This window comes from Vulcanococcus sp. DEBay_Sum29NL08_54 (assembly GCF_017859255.1).
In the GTDB taxonomy this organism is placed as follows: domain Bacteria; phylum Cyanobacteriota; class Cyanobacteriia; order PCC-6307; family Cyanobiaceae; genus Vulcanococcus.
In genome coordinates this window covers 1-3,978 of record NZ_JAFMNJ010000068.1, presented here as the reverse complement: position 1 = coordinate 3,978, position 3,978 = coordinate 1, and the positions used below count along the sequence as shown (strand labels likewise).

The 3,978-nt window shown below is 62.9% G+C and carries 9 protein-coding genes; 6 read left to right on the top strand and 3 right to left on the bottom strand.

Annotation, left to right across the window (positions count from 1 at the left end; translation table 11 throughout):
- The 3 genes from QZ186_RS11435 to QZ186_RS11425 all read right to left on the bottom strand — a co-directional run.
- Positions 1-456, bottom strand: a 456-nt coding sequence (locus tag QZ186_RS11435) for an NAD(P)H-quinone oxidoreductase subunit J (RefSeq protein WP_296416947.1), incomplete at its 3' end; no start/stop codon positions are given.
- Positions 457-461: 5 nt separating this feature from the next.
- Positions 462-1,184, bottom strand: a complete 723-nt coding sequence (locus QZ186_RS11430) for an NADH dehydrogenase subunit K (RefSeq protein ID WP_296416949.1) — start codon at positions 1,182-1,184, stop codon at positions 462-464.
- Between the two features lie 33 nt (positions 1,185-1,217).
- Positions 1,218-1,580, bottom strand: a complete 363-nt coding sequence (locus tag QZ186_RS11425) for an NAD(P)H-quinone oxidoreductase subunit 3 (protein WP_010314389.1) — start codon at positions 1,578-1,580, stop codon at positions 1,218-1,220.
- Positions 1,581-1,702: 122 nt separating this feature from the next.
- Here QZ186_RS11425 and QZ186_RS11420 point away from each other — a divergent pair, with 122 nt between their 5' ends.
- The 6 genes from QZ186_RS11420 (at position 1,703) to QZ186_RS11395 (ending at position 3,893) form a co-directional block, all read left to right on the top strand.
- Positions 1,703-2,086 carry a rubredoxin gene (locus tag QZ186_RS11420; protein WP_296416946.1) on the top strand — a complete coding sequence of 128 codons (384 nt, stop codon included), beginning with the start codon at positions 1,703-1,705 and terminating at the stop codon, positions 2,084-2,086.
- 9 nt (positions 2,087-2,095) lie between these two features.
- Positions 2,096-3,079 carry a photosynthesis system II assembly factor Ycf48 gene (locus tag QZ186_RS11415; protein WP_010314385.1) on the top strand — a complete coding sequence of 328 codons (984 nt, stop codon included), beginning with the start codon at positions 2,096-2,098 and terminating at the stop codon, positions 3,077-3,079.
- An 84-nt stretch (positions 3,080-3,163) separates the two neighbouring features.
- A complete protein-coding gene (gene psbE, locus QZ186_RS11410; RefSeq protein ID WP_247476392.1) occupies positions 3,164-3,412 on the top strand; it encodes a cytochrome b559 subunit alpha in 249 nt (82 codons plus the stop codon).
- A gap of 3 nt (positions 3,413-3,415) precedes the next feature.
- Positions 3,416-3,553 (top strand): cytochrome b559 subunit beta, encoded by a 138-nt coding sequence (gene psbF, locus QZ186_RS11405; protein ID WP_010314382.1) that lies wholly within the window; start codon positions 3,416-3,418, stop codon positions 3,551-3,553.
- A gap of 4 nt (positions 3,554-3,557) precedes the next feature.
- Positions 3,558-3,677: a photosystem II reaction center protein L gene (locus QZ186_RS11400; protein ID WP_010314380.1), complete on the top strand. Its 120-nt coding sequence runs from the start codon at positions 3,558-3,560 to the stop codon at positions 3,675-3,677.
- A 15-nt stretch (positions 3,678-3,692) separates the two neighbouring features.
- On the top strand, positions 3,693-3,893 hold the full coding sequence (locus QZ186_RS11395; RefSeq protein WP_010314377.1) for a photosystem II reaction center protein J: 201 nt from the start codon (positions 3,693-3,695) through the stop codon (positions 3,891-3,893).
- Positions 3,894-3,978: the final 85 nt, after the last annotated feature.

Below are 3,978 nucleotides of genomic sequence, written 5' to 3'. Positions count from 1 at the left end.
CAGGAGACGCTTGGGTTGGGGGTGGCCCTCAAAACCGATGCCGAACATGTCGAAGGTCTCGCGCTCGGGCCAGTCGGCACCGCGATAGAGCGGATAGAGGCTGGGGATCGTCAGGTCGCCGTCGCGGGAGAGGAAGACCTTCAGGCGCACCTCCTCGGGCAGCTGGTGCTTGGAGGTTGCGGATTGCTCCGCCAGAGCACCCAGCTTGAGCAGGTGATAGAAGCTGACGAGCCGGCCGCCGGGGCCCTCGTCATAGCCGCCCTGCACCTGCAGGTAATCAAAGCCCGAGGCCTTCAGGGCAGCGGCGATCACTGGCAGGAAGGGCGCTTCGATGCCAAGGACCTCGACTCCGAGGTGATCAGGCTCAAGCTGCTCATGCTCAAAGCCCTGGCCGGTGAGCCACTGGCTGACGGGACCCGGCTGAGGCGCGGGGACGACGGCGGTGTCTTCAGGCATCGAACTCAGGCTTGCTCAGCGGGAACAGAAGCTTTGGCCGTTGCAGCGACCGGCAGACCAGCGGCAGCTTTCAAGGCCGCCTGCTGGGTTTCGGCGCGCAGGTAGCGGCCATCGACGATGGGCTCCACCTGCTTCATCGCATGGGAAACCGTGAAGTAACGGTGGGTCGGAAGCAGGTTGCCGCGTTCCGACAGGGCCTCATTACCCACCTTCTTGCGGAGCTTGACCACCGCATCGAAGATCGCCTCGGGCCGGGGAGGGCAGCCGGGGAGATAGAGATCAACGGGGATGAGCTTGTCGACACCGCGCACGGCGGTGGTGGAGTCCGCTGAGAACATGCCGCCGGTGATCGTGCAGGCGCCCATGGCGATGACGTACTTGGGCTCAGGCATCTGCTCATAGAGACGGACCAGGGCCGGTGCCATCTTCATGGTCACAGTGCCGGCCACGATCAGCAGGTCTGCCTGGCGCGGGCTTGAGCGGGGCACCAGGCCGAAACGGTCGAAGTCGAAACGCGAGCCAATCAGGGCGGCGAACTCGATGAAGCAGCAGGCGGTGCCGTAGAGCAGCGGCCAGAGGCTGCTCAAACGCGCCCAGTTGTGCAGGTCATCCAGGGTGGTGAGGATGACGTTCTCGGAGAGATCCGAGGTCACGCTGGGGGCGCCGACCGGGTTGCAGCTGGATTCGCGCTGATCGCGGAGGGCGCTCAGGGAGAGGGCTTCAGCCATGCCAGAGGTGGCAGAGGAGGGGGTCATCTCAGATCAGCTCCACTCGAGGGCGCCCTTGCGCCAGGCATAGGCCAGGGCCACCACCAGGATGGCGATAAAGACCAAGGCTTCGATAAACGCCAACAGCCCCAGGCGGTGGAAAGCCACAGCCCAGGGATAAAGGAAGACGGTCTCCACGTCGAAGATCACGAAGACCAGGGCAAACATGTAGTAGCGGATGTTGAACTGAATCCACGCCCCACCAATGGGCTCCATGCCCGATTCGTAGGTGAGATCCCGTTCACCAACCCGCGACTTCGGCGAGACGATCTTGTTGGTGACGAGGGCCAGCACGGGCACAGCTGCTGCGATCAGCAGGAACCCGAGGAAGGCGTCGTAACCGGAGAGAACGAACACAGGGCGAAAGCGGCCCAACCTGCGGGGCAGTCTGGCATCCGCCTCTGGGCACTGCCTGACACGCTGCAATCCCAGATGGGATTGGGAGCTAATTACAGTTCGAGACTGTCTGTGGGCACCCCATGAGCGAGGAGACCCTTCCCGACGAGGTCCAAGAGCTGCCCGAGGCGCCTGAAACGCCAATCGATGATCCCGATACACACCGCTTCGAATGCCGAAGCTGCGGCTTCGTCTATGACCCGGGCGAGGGCGTGAAAAAGCTGGCGATCGAGCCCGGCACCCCCTTCAGCGCCCTGGATCCGGTGAGCTTCCGCTGCCCGGTCTGCCGGAGCAAGACCCTGGCCTTTAAGGACATCGGCCCCCGCAACAAGCCCAGCGGCTTCGAGGAAAATCTCGGCTACGGCCTTGGAGTGAACACGCTCACGCCCGGGCAGAAAAACGTGCTGATCTTCGGCGGCTTTGCCCTGGCCATCGCCTTCTTCCTTTCTCTCTATTCCCTGCGCTGAGATCGATCGATGAAACGCCTGCTCTCTTCTCTCTGCGCGTTGCTCGCCGCTGTGGTGCTGACGGGCTGCGTCAGCACCAGCCTGCCCACGGCCCAGAGCAGCCCGTGGCAGCCCGTGGACATCCACACCAAATCCAACCCCCTGGATCTGGCCTTCACAGACAGCAGCCACGGCTTCCTGGTGGGCAGCAACCGGCTGATCCTCGAGACCAATGACGCCGGTGCCTCCTGGACCGAGATGGCCCTGGATCTGCCCGAAGAGGAGAACTTCCGCTTGATCAGCGTCGATTTCTCGGGCGACGAGGGCTGGATCGTCGGTCAACCCGGCCTACTTCTCCACAGCGAAGACGCTGGTCAGAACTGGAGCCGCCTCTTCCTCGACACCAAGCTTCCCGGTGAGCCCTACATGGTGACGGCCCTGGGCAAGCGCAGCGCTGAATTGGCCACCAACGTGGGCGCCGTCTACCGCACCAACGACGCGGGCGGCTCCTGGCAGGCCCAAGTCGAAGACGCCGTCGGCGCTGTGCGCGACCTGCGCCGCAGCCCGGAGGGCAACTACATCAGCGTCAGCAGCCTGGGCAACTTCTTTGCCACCTGGTCTCCAGGGGAGCCCCGCTGGACCCCGCACCAGCGGGAAAGCAGCCAGCGCCTGCAGTCCATGGGCTTCCAACCCAATGGCAACCTCTGGATGCTGGCCCGCGGCGCCCAACTGCGCTTCAACGAGGACGCGTCGACTCCTGAGGAGTGGAGCAAGCCGGTGGTGCCAATCACCAATGGCTACGGCTACCTGGACATGGCCTGGGATCCCAGCGGCACGATCTGGGCCGGCGGAGGCAGCGGCACCTTGCTTGTGAGCAGCGACAACGGCCAGAGCTGGCAGAAGGATCCGGTGGGGGAGAAGCAACCGACGAACTTCAGCCACATCGCCTTTTTCAGTGATGGCAAGGGTTTTGTGCTTGGCGAGCGGGGATCCCTGCTGCGCTGGGTGGGCTAACAACGCTCTGTAACCAAGAGGGCCGACCGGCATCGGCGGCCCGAGCCTTCCCTTTAAGATCCACAAACTGAACGCTCGCTGCTCATGGCTGCCGGCTCAACGGGTGAACGCCCGTTCTTTGAAATCATCACGAGCATCCGGTACTGGGTGATCCATGCCGTGACCCTGCCTTCGATCTTCCTGGCCGGGTTCCTGTTCGTGAACACCGGACTGGCCTACGACGCCTTCGGCACCCCCCGTCCGGATGCTTATTTCCAGGCTCAGGACGCCAAGGCCCCTGTGGTGAGCCAGCGCTATGACGCCAAGTCCTCGCTCGACCAGCGCCTGAAATAAGCCATGACCCAAGTTCCCGCCAGCACCACCCCGCGCAACTACCCGATCTTCACGGTCCGGTGGCTTGCCGTCCACGCCCTCGGCATCCCCACGGTGTTCTTCCTGGGCGCCCTGGCTGCCATGCAGTTCGTTCGCCGCTGAGACCATGCAACGCTCCCCCAACCCGAACAACCTGCCGGTTGAACTGAACCGCACCAGCCTGTACCTGGGCCTGCTGTTCGTCTTCACCTGCGGGATTCTGTTCTCCAGCTACTTCTTCAACTGATCAGGAGGATCTGAGATGAGCGGCAAGAAATCCGGTCTTCCCGACGGAAGAATTCCCGACCGTCTTCCAGACGGTCGCCCTGCGGTGGCCTGGAAATCCCGTTGGACTGAAGGTGTGCTTCCCCTCTGGCTCGTCGCGACCGCTGGCGGCATGGCCGTGATCTTTGTGGTGGGCCTCTTCTTCTACGGCTCCTACACCGGTGTTGGTTCCGCCTGATCATTCAAACCAGAGATAACTGCTCACAATCCCTTCACTTTCCGAGGGGATTTTTTATAGCTGGAATCACTGAAGAATGGTTTAA

Bases quoted from the DNA above. Each gene is read 5' to 3' on its own strand.
- QZ186_RS11430 (WP_296416949.1), bottom strand. From the start codon at position 1,184: ATGGCTGAAGCCCTCTCCCTGAGCGCCCTCCGCGATCAGCGCGAATCC.
- QZ186_RS11420 (WP_296416946.1), top strand. From the start codon at position 1,703: ATGAGCGAGGAGACCCTTCCCGACGAGGTCCAAGAGCTGCCCGAGGCG.
- QZ186_RS11415 (WP_010314385.1), top strand. From the start codon at position 2,096: ATGAAACGCCTGCTCTCTTCTCTCTGCGCGTTGCTCGCCGCTGTGGTG.
- psbE (WP_247476392.1), top strand. From the start codon at position 3,164: ATGGCTGCCGGCTCAACGGGTGAACGCCCGTTCTTTGAAATCATCACG.
- psbF (WP_010314382.1), top strand. From the start codon at position 3,416: ATGACCCAAGTTCCCGCCAGCACCACCCCGCGCAACTACCCGATCTTC.
- QZ186_RS11400 (WP_010314380.1), top strand. From the start codon at position 3,558: ATGCAACGCTCCCCCAACCCGAACAACCTGCCGGTTGAACTGAACCGC.
- QZ186_RS11395 (WP_010314377.1), top strand. From the start codon at position 3,693: ATGAGCGGCAAGAAATCCGGTCTTCCCGACGGAAGAATTCCCGACCGT.